Below are 13,033 nucleotides of genomic sequence, written 5' to 3'. Positions count from 1 at the left end.
TCTCTATTTTCAGTTAGAATAAAGAGGGTTTCATTCATAATTCGGAGAATAGGGTATAATAGAAGAGAAATCTAACGTAAAGGGGATATCGTTTTGCGAAATGAAGAGATGTTATTGATACCTGGACCGACGCCAGTTGTCGATTCGATTTACGATGCTATGGCAGCCGAGACAAGAGGGCATACAGATCTGCGCTTCGTCGAGATATACAAGCGATCAATCGAGAGGACGCGCGAGATGTTCAAAACCGATGGAGAGGTATTTGTCATCGCGGGATCGGGTACGATCGGCATGGAAATGGCTCTTGTCAATACGGTCGGTGCGGGAGAGCGTCTATTGGTCATCAGCCACGGGTATTTCGGGGACCGTTTCATCCAATTGGGGAAAGCGTTTGGTATTGAAATCGATGTCCTTCAAGCCGAATGGGGACAGCAGGTTGCACCGGAAGACGTGGAGCGTAAATTATCGGAGCGTACATACAAGGCGGTGACGATCACGCACGCCGATACGTCCACAGGTGTGGCGGCCGACTTGGAAGTGCTCGTTCCTATTGTGAAAAAACACGGCGCACTCGTCATACTGGATGGAGTTTGTGCAACTGCCGCAATGGAAGAGGATATGAGCAAGGAATATGGCGGCGCGGGTTATAAAATCGACGTCGTTCTGACGGGCTCCCAAAAGGCGATCGGAGTTCCACCGGGGCTTGCCATTGTCGCGTTCAATCAAACCGCATTGGATGCACGCAAGCAACTCGGACATATTCCGGCTTACTATTGCGATATTGAAAACTGGATTCCGATCATGCATGATCCGTCGAAATACTTTGCGACGCCTCCGGTTAACTTGATTTATGCATATGATGAAGGAATGAAACTTGTTCTGGAGGAAGGCTTGGAAAAACGATATGCAAGGCATACGGCATTTGGACGAGGCGTGCGCGCTGCACTCCGGGAATACGGCATGAAGCCATTGGCGGAAGAAGCGGTTGCGGCCTCGACATTGAGCTGTTTCCTGTATCCGGAAGGTTTGGATGACGCTGAATTCAGGGCAGCTTTGGCGAAAGAAGGACTTATCGTCGCGGGTGCATTGGCGCATTTGGTCGGTAAAGCATTCCGCCTCGGCCATATGGGCAACACGACGGAACAAATGCTTATTTCTGCAATCGACAAGATTGGTGAAGCATTGAAGGAAGCCGGCCACGAAGCTCCGATCGAGAAAGCCGTAAACCGATTCAAGGAAGAAGTAAAATCACTCGTTTGAAGACAGAACCTCCCTTTTCTATCGAATAGGGAGGTTTTTTCTATGCTGGATAAGTTATGCGCGAATTGGGTGAAGTTATGCTCAACTTTAGGCTGGTTATGCTCGAGTTTAGCCGAGTTATGCGCGACTTTAACACAGTTATGCTCATTCCGGGACTTTAGACACACCCAACCAGTCGGAAAAACCTTACTCACCCAGCATCTCCTCAACCACCTCGACCGCGACATCCGGCACATCCGTAAAAATCCCATCTACGCCGATTTCAATCATGCGTCTGATTTCCTTCTCTTCATTCACAGTGAACGGATGTACATGCAAATCTGCGTCATGTGCAAGCTCAACCAACTCCTCTGTTACAACCGACTTATCGACGCCTATGCCCGACGCATACTCCGCGACTTTTTCCAATCGCTTTTTCGTTAGCATCGTTTCATTTTTCGCCGAATACAGTTGAATTAGCGGAATGTCCGGCTCCTGCACATGGATTTTCTTTAGAGATCTGGCATCGAATGATTGCAGGATCACTTTCGGCAGTTCCGTGTCTTCTAACGGTAACAGCCCGAATGCCCTCAGCTGTCCGAGTAAAGCATCCTCGATTCCCGCGTAGGAGGCGGGTGTCTTCAGTTCAATATAGTAATTGACATCATCTTGGAAGTACGAAAAAATCTCCTCCGTACTGACGATTCGCAGCGGATCGATCCCTTCAGGCAATGAAACCGAAAGCTTCCCGTCATAGTCAGACTCACGGCGAATTTCTTTTAACTCCTGGAAATCCACTTCTGCGATCTGTTTTCTGCCATCCGGCAAATGAACGAAAGGGTCATGCATCGAAACGAGTTCCCCGTCTTTCGTCATATGCACATCCAATTCGATATAATCCGCCTTCATCTGCACTGCCAATCCATAGGACAGCAAAGAGTGCTCCGGTGCATAGGCGGAAGCCCCTCGATGCGCGATGATCAGAAACTTGTCGGCAGGCAAAGATGCCGCCATAGATGCCGTCGAACATGCCGATAGAAGGATAAGCAAGCTTAGCAGAAACCCTTTTTTCACGGATATTTCCTCCTAGAACGTAAAGTAATTGTAAAGAATGAAAAGAGAAGAAGGCATGACATACGTCTCCAAATTATACGATAAACAAGTGTACGTTATATCCAATTTAAACGTAACAATTGAGCCAGGCGAGTTTCTCTCATTATCATCACTTATTAATTGCTGATCGGCTTTTTGGAATGACAACCCGATTAAAAGACAGGATTGTGGGTATCGTAAGGATAAGACATGAAAATGGAGGAGCTGTTTGTGATGAAAGACAACCGTTTTCAAACAAATCCCAATGAGGAAGAAGGCAAGGCATTCACTGGAATGCCGAACGCCAAGCCCTTCCCGGATTTTGAGCCTGAACAAGACTCGGAAAAGCAAGTTGCTCAATTCCTGAATTCAACCGAATGCAGAGAAAAGCCGTCGGATAATAAATAAGTGGAACTACACCGAGACCTATGCATTCGTTCAAACGGAGCATAGGTTTTTTGCATCTTCCATATATTAGAACCTTGAAGTATAGTGGAAAGATACTACTACTTTACGACTGGGGATAGTTGCTTGAAATATTTTGCTATATTGACGATAGCATGTAGTTTTTTATTAAACGGATGTATAAGCGATAAAGAAAGAGTTGTCCGTCCTGATGAATTTTCCATGCTTCAAAGCAATCCGGCAGAATTAATCCTGGATGGAAAATCATCCGATATTACAATTGGAATGATCGGGGATATCCTGTTGCATTACCCGCTATATACATACGATAACTACGACCTCTCATTCAGTGCCGTGAAAGCGGAGATGACCGGCACCGACTTTCTCCTTGCAAACCAAGAATCATTGCCCGGAGGAGTGGAGCTAGGATTGTCCGGCTATCCCCAGTTCAACAGCCCGAAGCAGATTATTAGGGATTTGAAAGCGAATGGAGTCGATCTACTGTCCATTGCAAATAACCATACGCTCGATCAACAGGAAAGCGGTTTACTGAAGGCTATTGGGCATATGAACGAATATGGAATGCCTTATATCGGTGCATATGAGTCTGCGGAAGATCGTGGGACGAAGCGTATAATTGACGTGAAAGGCGTGCGTATCGGCGTTTTAGCTTATACATACGGTCTGAACGGAGCGGCAATTCCAAAAGGGAAGGGCTACTTGGTTTCATTGATTGCTAAAGACCGAATGGAAGTGGAAATTCGGGAATTGAAAGCCGAAGCGGATTTAACTGTCGTTTCCATCCATTGGGGCGATGAGTATATGTTGCAGCCTTCCGAAAAGCAGGTGGAGCTCGCCGAGTGGCTTGCGTCACAAGGTGTTGACATCGTCTTCGGCCACCATCCGCATGTCTTGCAGCGCTATGCAAAAATCGGCCAAACGGAAATTTTCTATTCGCTCGGAAACTTCTATTCCGCACAAGCATTTGATTCTACGAATGTTGGCGGCATTGCGAAAGTACATCTTTCAATCATTGAATTGGCGGGAAGACGTTTTATGGAAGTGGAAAAATCTACATTTCATCCTACGGCTGTCATCCGTGACGAGAATGAAAAATTTATTGTCGTGCCATTACGAGACGCAGTTGGCAGGACAGGTTTTGATGAAAAGTGGGTTGCCGAACAAGTCGGCTTGCCTGAATGAAAAAATGCCCTCCACACCGGATATGTGCAGAGGGCATTTGTGTATTATTTTTTTGAAAGTCTTTCAATGAATAGTAGAAGTTCACTTGAAGTGACCTTGTTTGTTGTTCCGAATGTTCCATCGGCATAGCCCGTTGTCAATTTGTTTGTGTAAAGCGTATTAATATAGTCATTCGCCCAGTTGGATGTTGATACATCCGTGAAAGGGGTTGTCCCAGGAGTTAACGGGAGATCGAATGCGCCAACCAAGACTTTTGCCAGCTCACTTCTCGTCAAATAATTATTCGGCATGAATTCTCCTGCTGTATTTCCAGTGAAAATCCCTGCCTCTCCGACTGCAGCAATAGCTTCATGCTGGGGATGAGACGTCGAGATATCGGTGAACTCCTGATTGCTTGCCTTACTTGAAAGGTTTAATTCCTGAGCCAGGATTTCTGCGACTTCGCCTCTCGTTGCATAATTGACTTGAGGAGTTGAAGCAATTGTTGTTTCTGCAGAGAAGTCTGATACACGCCGAGCTCCTATGTATCGTTTACCCCAATAAGCCGGATCATTGATTGATGAAATCATGACACCTCTACTTGTTGAGGCATGAATGAAATTACTTGATCCGATATAGATTCCCACATGTGAAACGCCGTTTCCGCTAGTATTGAAAAATACGAGATCACCCGACTGCAAATTGCTTTTTGCAACGGACTTTCCAGTAGAGTATTGTTGGGTAGTAGTTCTAGGAATTGAAACTCCTTCTCTTTTGAAGACGAATTGTGTATAACCAGAGCAGTCAAAACCTGAAGTAGTAGTTCCCGCGTATTTATATGGTGTTCCCATGTACGCTTTAGCCGTACTGACTAGGGAAGTCGATGTGCTTGCTGAAGCCGTGTCATGAGTGGACGTTGAGATCAATAGGCATGCAAAAACTAAGAAGATGATTCTTTTCATATTTTTTCCCAAATTCCCCTTTCGCACATAATAGAAGCTGTGCTTTATCTGTGAATCAATCCTAACATGGATAAACATCAAATTTTGTTACATTCATATTACGATATGGTTACAACAGGAATAGGCTCTTGTAGAGTGCGAGAACCGAGGGATATTGCGTAGATTGTTCAAGGTTTTTTGCATATGGTATAATCGCTCAATGAATAATCAATTGAAATGACTATGGAATTTGAATAGATAGGATGAACTCTGATGCGTCAAATTACAGTATTCAGCAATATGTACCCTTCACAAAAACACCCGACATTCGGTATTTTTGTAAAGAACCAAGTAGAACACCTCCGTTCAAAAGGTCTGAAAGTGAATGTCGTTGCAATCGAAGATCCTTCAAAAGGAAAAGCTGCTTTAAAAAAGTATTTTACCTGGTTCGTAAAATCAATGACCCATATGCTTACGAAGAAGTCTGAAATTTCTTTAACTCATTCGCATTACACATTTCCGACGGGGTTGCTATCGTTAATTGGAAAAAGAATGTTTGGATTGCCTTATGTCATCACAGTCCATGGCGGAGATATCGACAAAATGGCTGCTAAAAATAAGATGATTGAGTCGATGACTAGAATCACTTTACAGAATGCCGATGCCGTCATTGTTGTAGGGCAACGATTGAAATTGGATGTCGTTGAACATTTTGGTGTTAAGGAGAAGCATGTCCATGTAATGAGCATGGGGGTCAATACGGAAGTATTCAAACCGATTCCAAAAGTGGATGCCCGTAATGAATTAGGCCTTCCTCTACATGAGAAGATTGTGTTGTTTGTTGGAAATATGATAGAAGCAAAAGGGATTCTCGATCTTATCGAAGCATTTAAGGAGGTAGAAGAAAACTATCCGGACGCCATGCTTCATATGATTGGGTCAAGTAAAGATGAAGGTTTTATGCACAAATTAGAAGAGCATTTGTCGGAAATGAAAATTAGTACTTCCCATCAGGAACCGCTGCCGCAAATAGAAGTGGCGAAATGGATAGCAGCCGCAGATGTCTTTGTTTTGCCATCACATCATGAAGGGTTTGGACTAGTTGCTCTTGAAGCGATGGCTGTGGGAACTACAGTAGTCGGTACTGACGTCGGGGGGCTTTCATTCCTTTTGGGCAATGAAGCAGGAATTCTCGTAGAGCCGCACAATCCGACATCCCTTGCGAACGGATTGAAGCAAGCTTTGGAACAACCTTCGGAAACAAGAAGACAAATCGCAGAAGGAAGAGTCCGCGAACATACATATGATGTCATTACTGAGAGATTACTGGCAATCTATGAGGCGGTATCAAAAGAAGTGAAAATGTAATGCATTTCTTCGTAAATCGATTCAGGATTCGGAATGAAGAGGAGAGATTGTGATGTCGATTGAAAAACAAATAGGGGAATGGTTCGGTCATTTTCATGCTCACCCTGAAATCAGCTGGAAAGAAGTCGAAACGACAAAAAAGATTTCCGAAATCCTTACGGAAATGAACGTACCGCATCATACATTCGATGATGTGACCGGTGTCGTGGCAGAAATCGGGGAAGGGGATCGGATCATCGCAGTCCGTGCCGACATTGACGCGCTTTGGCAAGAGGTGGACGGCGTTTATCGCGCGAACCATTCATGCGGGCACGACGCCAATATGTCGATAGTGCTCGGGGCGCTTTCCTACTTGCAGGAACAAACGCTCGGAAGCCGCATCCGGTTCATTTTCCAGCCAGCGGAGGAAAAAGGGAATGGCGCGAAATCAATGATTGAAAGGGGAGCCATCGATGGTGTTTCCCATTTATTCGGTGTCCATCTAAGACCACAGGAAGAGATCCCATTTGGCAAGGTATCTCCTGCCATTCATCACGGCGCGGCGATTTTCCTCGAAGGGAAAGTGAAAGGGGCTGATGCTCATGGCGCGAGACCGCAGCAAGGGAAAAATGCACTCGACCCGATTTTCGCGATTGCCCAATTCCTGAAAACGATTTACTTTTCTCCATATGAAGCGTATTCCGCGAAACTGACGAAAGTCCAGGCGGGTGGCGATAGTCTGAACATTATCCCTGGAAATGCCCTGTTTGCAATCGATGCACGGGCACAGTCGAATTCGGTGCTGAATGAACTGAAGGAACGAATCGATGCGGGAATCCATTCAATTGCCGAGCTTCACGGCGTAGACATCGAATTGAACTGGTCTGATTATACGCCTGCAGCGGAAGTGTCCGAGGAAGCCGCTTCGATTGCAAAAGAAGCGATCTTCGAATCAGTCGGTGAAGAGGCATTCGCGCCAGCAATCATCACATCCGGAAGCGATGACTTCCATTTCTATACGATCCACAACCCTGATCTGAAAGCCGCTATGATTGGCGTAGGTGCAGATTTAGGACCTGGCCTTCACCATCCTAATATGACTTTTAACCAGGATGCGCTTGATATGGGGGCGAAAGTGCTTGCGGCGACATTGGCGACAGCTTCATTTTTCAGATAAACACTCCATCTACGGGACAGTCCCTGTAGATGGAGTGTTTTATAATAGTGAACGGATAGTAAAAATTACATAAAGAAATTCTCTTCCCCAATCCGATCATATAGTCCGCTTTTCTTGAACATGGAAAGTTTCTGCTTGGGCAATTTCTTCACAATGATTCTTACATTCTGTTTGCTGGCACCATCCAACAACGCGGATAGCGCAGCCTCACCAGTCGCGTCAATCATCGATAGATGCTCCAAATCCAAAATGATCTTAGCTGTTCCACTTGAAAGGATATCGGGCATCTTGTCTTCGAACACCTTTGCCGTACCGAAAAACAACGGTCCTTCAATGATGAATTTGGAGACTTCCTCTCCGAACTTGTGAATCTCTACTTCCGAAAGTTTTTCCGTCGCAATATACAGCTTGCCGCTCATCTTACGTAAGAAGGAAAGTGCAGCCAACAGGATGCCGACTTGGACGGCAACTGTCAAATTGATAAAGATGGTAAGCAGGAATGTCGTCAGCAGCACGATTGAATCGCCTGACCTGACGGACAAAATATGAACAAATGCCTTTCTCGCACTCATATTCCAAGCAACAAACATTAGAATGGGCGCCATCGCCGCCAAAGGAATATATGAGGCGAACGGGGCAAAAACCAAAATGAACAATAATACGAAGATGCTTTGCACCATGCCGGAAACCGGGCTGACAGCGCCTGACCGGATATTGGTCGCAGTTCTTGCAATCGCGCCTGTTGCTGGGATGCCCCCGAATAAAGGCGAAATGATATTCGCGATTCCTTGCCCGAACAATTCCCGCTTTGAATCATGCTTCGGACCTTCTTTCATACCATCCGCAACGACTGCAGACAACAGCGATTCAATCGCGCCGAGTGCAGCAATGATTAATGCAGGCTGCCAAAGACTGACGAGCTTGGATAACGTGATTTCGGGAAATTGAAAGCCGGGCAATGATTGTGGAATTCCTCCGAACGCTGTACCGATCGTTTCTACTTTTCCTGGGTAGAACAAGACAGATAATACAGTTGGAATCAAAAGAGCGAAGAGCAGCAACGGAACACGAGGGGCAACTTTCGGCAAGATGAAGATCAACGCCAGCCCAATTATTGCGGTGAGCACACTGAAGATATTCACAGTATGAAGATGCTTGGCGACATCAATCATATTTTCATGAAAGAACTCCTTGCTCTCGAGTCCCGACAGGCCAAGGAAGTTCCCGAACTGCCCCGTGAAAATGATAATGGCAATCCCCGAGGTGAACCCGATTGTTACGGAACGAGGGACGAAATGAATAAGATTGCTAATGCCTGCAAAGCTCATGATCACTAGGAAAATACCGGCCAGAAACCCTGCTATTAAGAGATCTTCATAGCCGTATTGAAGGACAATTGCGAGAAGGATAGGGATAAAAGCACCTGTTGGACCGGCAATTTGAAACCGCGATCCACCGAGTAGGGCTACTAAAAAACCTGCAATGATCGTTGTGTATAATCCATACTCTGGTTTCACACCTGAGGCAATTGCAAAAGCCATCCCAAGTGGAATGGCTACGATACCGACAGTGATCCCCGAAAGCATATCCTTCCGAAACCCTGACGCATTATAATCAATAAAACGCTGATCTTTGAACAAGGCGGTCACACTTCTTCCACAGAATTTGTAAAAATATTTCCTATCTTCATTATAAGCGACAAACACAGTGCTGGCAAGGCCTCGCGCGTGAAAAAGGCGGTCGCGCGTCCAAAGTCGGCGTTCCAGCATCCAAAGAAGGGAGTGCCGCGCTCAAATCAGAAAGGTGCCGCAGAAAGTCAGCTTTCACTGATTTTCCGGACACCCCCTCTAGATCAGCTCGATTTCCTTCAATACGACACGATCATATCCCAATCGCTGTACTAGTTTTGTAATATGCGGCTGCTCGACCCGCGCGAGCCGCAAATCTTCCTCCTTTGCAAATGCTTGACGTGTCGGGCCATCAAACAGCATTCCGCCATTGCTGAAAATGATCGTCCGTCCGAATGTATCCGCAACGAAATCCATATCATGCAAAATACAGATGACGAGCTTGCCCTTTTCATGGAGTGAATGGATGATCTCCTTCACCTTCGACTTCCCGCGGATATCCTGCCCCATAGTTGGTTCGTCGAAAATGACGATATCGGTATCCATGGCGAGAATTGAGGCAATCGCAACCATCTTCCGCTCAGCTAGACTAAGATCATATGGATTCTCATCCGCCTTATCCGCAAGTCCGACGAGCGCAAGCATCTCTTTTGCATTAGCGAGCGCTTCCTCACCAGATTGGCCGATGTTCAGAGGACCGAACATCACTTCATCGATCACCTTATGTTTGAAAATCTGGTCATTCGGATTTTGGAAGATGAGCCCGATCCGGCTTGCCAGTTTAGCTGCCGTCGTTTCGGATATTGGCGATCCATTCAGGAAAACTTCACCGGAGTCCGGCTTCAATAGAGCCTTCAACAATTTCACAAACGTCGTTTTCCCGGAACCGTTCTGCCCGATGATTGCGATAGGCTCGCCGCTCAACGAGACATTAAGCCCGAGGATGACGTCCTGTCCTTTTTCATAGCTGAAATGCAGATTTCGGACGATGAGTTCGGAAGTAGTTGTGCCGTTCGCCTCGATTGATTCAATATGATGAAATCGAATCTCCCTCGCCCTCGGCATTTCCTCTAAAGAAATTGGATATAGTCCGGTCTCATCATTCCGAATGTCGAGAGTCCGTGCGATTTTCACGTAGATAGGAGGTTCCACACCGAAATCAATCAAATCGTCCCTAGAAAAGACCTCTTCCGGCTTCCCATCCACGATTAATTTGCCGTCATGCAGTAAGAGGATCCTGTCCGCATACGCCGCAAGCTTCTCCATTTTCTGCTCCACCATGATGATCGTCATACCCTCATCCGCCAATTTTTCAACGACGCGGAACACTTCCTCCGCGCCCTCGGGATCGAGCTGCGAAGTCGGTTCGTCGAGTATGAGGATATCTGGCTTCATGGCAATGACGCTTGCAATGGCGACCCGTTGCATTTGACCTCCGGATAATGAAAATGGATTCTTTCCTTGCAATCCTTCAATATCGAGCAGCTTCATGCTTTCGCGGATCCGTTCATGCATGACATCACGCGGCACGCCTTGATTCTCCAACCCGAACGCAATTTCATCATAGACAGTGAACTTGGCACCGGTCATCTGCGAGAAAGGATTTTCAAAGACGAGACCGCCCCTTGCCGTAATTTCACTTATTTCATGCGACAACACATCCATGTCGCCAATGTACACATCCCCGCCGTACGCACCTTTGAAAAAGTGGGGGATGAGTCCGCTCAATGCATAACATAACGACGTCTTCCCGGCTGTATTCATGCCGACAATCCCGACGAATTCTCCCTTTTCCACCGTGAATGAAATATCATCGAGCGCAAAACGGGGGCTATCGGGATATTTATATTTCAAATTTACAACACGTAATAAACTCATGACATCACCCTCCAAACGATGACAGCCAAAAAGAAGACGATCAATGCAATTCTGAGAGGCATGCTATATCGGTAGTTTTCCCGTTCATACAAAAACGTCCGATTCCCCTTTGCGTTGAATCCGCGGATTTCAAGTGCGATGGATCGCTCCCGTGTTTCTGTGAGCGAATTGAGGACGACGGGACCGAGAAGGGGGAGGAATGATTTGAATCTCTTCCAAATTCCACCTTCCGTTTCCAGCCCGCGAGCCCGCTGCGCATCCGTTATTTTCCCAGTTAAGGCGACCATTTGCGGGATGATCTGCAGCACCGACAGCAGCACATAACCGAATTTCGGAGACAACCCTTTTTGCAGCAATGCTTCCACGAGATCATCCGGCTTTGTCGTCAAAATGAGGACGCCGAACGCGGCCACCATATTGACGACCCGGAGCGTTATTAGAAACGCGATTAAAAACCCCTCTTTGTAAATGGCGATCGGCCCGATTTCGAACAGAACCGTTACCCGGTCGGGATGAAAAAATCCTTGGACGATGATGATCGATGCGATTAACAGAAAGCTGACCCCGATGACCGGCAAAATGAATTTGAACACATTGCCGATCATGAGGATGAAGAATGTGAACAGGAGGATGCCGAACACAGCCAGATGATTCGCTACTATATATGTCGATGTGATGGAAATGAAGAGGAATAGGAGTTTATTCAAAGGGTCCACCCGATGGACAGGCGAATCCCGATTTACGTACAATGTCATGTTGTTCATTCGAATCCCTCCTGCGGGCAATGCTTATAACCTTTCTATTTCCCCTTGGTTGTCATACATGAGTTTCACATTTTTCGGCAACCCTTTGAAAATCAAGAAGCTGAGCAGTACAGTGACGACTTTATCAGGTACATCGACGACGATGCTGTCCGCAAACGAAGCGAGCCATAACGGCATATCTTTTGCGAGCATCGTTGCAAACAATGCATCCCCCCAAACATTGCCGGTCGTCCCTTCCCAAAACATAATATTAAGCGGAGTCGAAACAATCGCTGCAATGAATCCGACGACAATTCCTAGGACAACCGCTTTGCCGACATTTGAAATCCATCCTTTATATGCCATGATTCCGACCACTAAGCCGATGACGGCCTGGGTGATTGCGTACACGAAGGAGACGGGATCAGTCGTGAACCCGTAGACAACATTATTTACGACACCGACTATGGCGCCAACAATGGGACCTGCAAGCATACTCGCAAGCACCGTCCCGATGGCGTCAACCCATAAAGGCAGTTTCAACAAGTTTGCAAACAATTTCCCCAAGAAGTTGATGCCGACCGCCGCGGGGATCAGCACAAACGCAGCAGTTGAAAACTGCAATGACCACATACGCTTCTTTTTCATTTGTATTCTCCTTTTTTATAATCAAGATAGATGTCAAGACACATGACTATACTAATCTATTATGAAGAAATAGGGAAGCCTTTATTGAAAAAGAATTACTACTTTAGACTACTTATTCTCATCTTATGCCCAATAAAAATTTTAGACATGATTTTTCATTGTGCCGGTGAGGAAATTGTCGTAACCATACTAATTCAAAGAACACGAACCTCTGGAATTGGCTAGTTATATAAAAAAACACCGTTTGCACATGGCGAACGGCGGGTTGGATAATAATAATCAAAAGGTGTACTGCTTCAATAAATTTTCTAGCTTTAAAGCTAAACCGATATTGCCCTTCACTTTAAGTTTTCCCATCATGAAAGCAGCAGTGGAGTTCAAGTTGCCACCAAGCATTTTTTTGAAGTCCGTGACACTCAACTTCAATGCACAATCGACTTCGCCTGGGTCGCCACGGTACGTTTCCGCCTCGCCGTCCGCAAACTTCAATCCATACATACCGCCGTCCTCACCGGCCAAATCGAATGAATACGATGCGTTCATCCCTGCGATAGGCCCTTTATTGGTGCTCAACTGCGCATCAATTTCTGTCCAAATCTGTTCCATCGTCATCTCTTCCAATTTCATCTGGAGACACCTTCTTTATTAGTTATGAGTGATTATTCATTCATTGTAACATAGGCTCTAATAGAATAATGAAAAAATACGCTTTAGCCTCAAAAAACATATAATATTACCGATACAAAGGGGTAG

General features: G+C 45.9%; 12 protein-coding genes. 5 read left to right on the top strand and 7 right to left on the bottom strand.

The features are described from left to right. Nucleotides 1-93 precede the first annotated feature (93 nt). A complete protein-coding gene (locus OC538_RS06970) occupies nt 94-1,260 on the top strand; it encodes a pyridoxal-phosphate-dependent aminotransferase family protein (RefSeq protein WP_262173894.1) in 1,167 nt (388 codons plus the stop codon). 186 nt (nt 1,261-1,446) lie between these two features. Here OC538_RS06970 and OC538_RS06965 read toward each other — a convergent pair whose 3' ends face one another. Beyond that, the gene (locus OC538_RS06965) at nt 1,447-2,313 is read right to left on the bottom strand and encodes a glycerophosphodiester phosphodiesterase family protein (RefSeq protein WP_262173892.1); all 867 of its coding nucleotides are present in this window, start codon (nt 2,311-2,313) and stop codon (nt 1,447-1,449) included. 249 nt (nt 2,314-2,562) lie between these two features. Between OC538_RS06965 and OC538_RS06960 the strand changes: the two genes are divergently transcribed. Together OC538_RS06960 and OC538_RS06955 are read left to right on the top strand one after the other, a co-directional pair. Further along, the gene (locus OC538_RS06960; protein ID WP_251693823.1) at nt 2,563-2,739 is read left to right on the top strand and encodes a hypothetical protein; all 177 of its coding nucleotides are present in this window, start codon (nt 2,563-2,565) and stop codon (nt 2,737-2,739) included. Between the two features lie 123 nt (nt 2,740-2,862). Beyond that, a complete protein-coding gene (locus OC538_RS06955) occupies nt 2,863-3,939 on the top strand; it encodes a CapA family protein (protein ID WP_262173890.1) in 1,077 nt (358 codons plus the stop codon). A gap of 44 nt (nt 3,940-3,983) precedes the next feature. Here the strand turns inward: OC538_RS06955 and OC538_RS06950 are convergent, their stop codons facing one another. Continuing rightward, complete coding sequence (locus tag OC538_RS06950; protein ID WP_262173889.1) at nt 3,984-4,880, bottom strand: C40 family peptidase; 897 nt, start codon at nt 4,878-4,880, stop codon at nt 3,984-3,986. A 252-nt stretch (nt 4,881-5,132) separates the two neighbouring features. Between OC538_RS06950 and OC538_RS06945 the strand changes: the two genes are divergently transcribed. Further along, a complete protein-coding gene (locus OC538_RS06945; RefSeq protein ID WP_251693826.1) occupies nt 5,133-6,227 on the top strand; it encodes a glycosyltransferase in 1,095 nt (364 codons plus the stop codon). A 52-nt stretch (nt 6,228-6,279) separates the two neighbouring features. Beyond that, on the top strand, nt 6,280-7,383 hold the full coding sequence (locus tag OC538_RS06940; RefSeq protein ID WP_262173888.1) for an amidohydrolase: 1,104 nt from the start codon (nt 6,280-6,282) through the stop codon (nt 7,381-7,383). 65 nt (nt 7,384-7,448) lie between these two features. Here the strand turns inward: OC538_RS06940 and OC538_RS06935 are convergent, their stop codons facing one another. The 5 genes from OC538_RS06935 to OC538_RS06915 form a co-directional block, all read right to left on the bottom strand. Then, nucleotides 7,449-9,023, bottom strand: coding sequence for a SulP family inorganic anion transporter (locus OC538_RS06935; protein WP_262173887.1), 1,575 nt, complete (start codon nt 9,021-9,023; stop codon nt 7,449-7,451). A gap of 207 nt (nt 9,024-9,230) precedes the next feature. Continuing rightward, nucleotides 9,231-10,889, bottom strand: coding sequence for an ABC transporter ATP-binding protein (locus tag OC538_RS06930; protein ID WP_262173885.1), 1,659 nt, complete (start codon nt 10,887-10,889; stop codon nt 9,231-9,233). Further along, entirely contained in the window at nt 10,886-11,653 is a 768-nt protein-coding gene (locus tag OC538_RS06925) for an energy-coupling factor transporter transmembrane component T family protein (protein ID WP_262173883.1), read from the bottom strand. Before OC538_RS06925 ends, OC538_RS06930 begins: the two co-directional genes overlap by 4 nt. Before the next feature lie 24 nt (nt 11,654-11,677). After that, nucleotides 11,678-12,280 carry an ECF transporter S component gene (locus OC538_RS06920; protein ID WP_262173881.1) on the bottom strand — a complete coding sequence of 201 codons (603 nt, stop codon included), beginning with the start codon at nt 12,278-12,280 and terminating at the stop codon, nt 11,678-11,680. 279 nt (nt 12,281-12,559) lie between these two features. Continuing rightward, nucleotides 12,560-12,907, bottom strand: coding sequence for an SCP2 sterol-binding domain-containing protein (locus tag OC538_RS06915; RefSeq protein ID WP_251693832.1), 348 nt, complete (start codon nt 12,905-12,907; stop codon nt 12,560-12,562). Nucleotides 12,908-13,033 lie beyond the last annotated feature (126 nt).

Source organism: Saccharococcus sp. Marseille-Q5394 (assembly GCF_946901335.1).
In the GTDB taxonomy this organism is placed as follows: Bacteria; Bacillota; Bacilli; order Bacillales_A; family Planococcaceae; genus Sporosarcina; species Sporosarcina luteola_C.
Note: the sequence above shows the minus strand (reverse complement) of the source record. Positions and strands in the feature narration are given on the sequence as shown.